A 405-nucleotide genomic window follows, 5' to 3' on the forward strand; every position below is an offset into this window, starting at 1 on the left:
TGTATGCTGAGGGCGAGCGCGTAGAACTCGCGGTCGTGATCCGCGCGCTGGGCACGCACCTGTGTCTCGTGGACTGGGATGTGCAACAAAAGTACGGCCCCGATATCACTTCGCGCTGTGCACTGCCCATCTTGGCAGTGGGTGCCGAGGCCCACGAAAACGATCTGCGTATTCTCGGCCAGCAATACCATATCGAGGGTACCGTTGAATACGGGTACCACGAGGCCGGCATCACGTGGATTCGCGTGGCACTCGACGAGGGTGAGGCGGCACCGCGTATCACGGTTCCTGCCGCGTACCTGAGCTACGCGACGCCCAGCGTGGACTAAACTGAGGACAAGATCATGAAGAAACTGGAAATTGGGATGCCGGTGGCGATGGGCCATGACAGCAACACCCGTATCG

General features: G+C 60.0%; 1 protein-coding gene. It reads left to right on the forward strand.

Annotated elements, in window-relative coordinates; all coding sequences use genetic code 11:
- On the forward strand, nucleotides 1–329 hold a 329-nt coding region (locus AC1RPQ_RS08015; RefSeq protein WP_429618752.1), incomplete at its 5' end, for a hypothetical protein.
- Nucleotides 330–405 lie beyond the last annotated feature (76 nt).

Source organism: Dellaglioa sp. CoH-57-MRSF-21, from assembly GCF_056781915.1.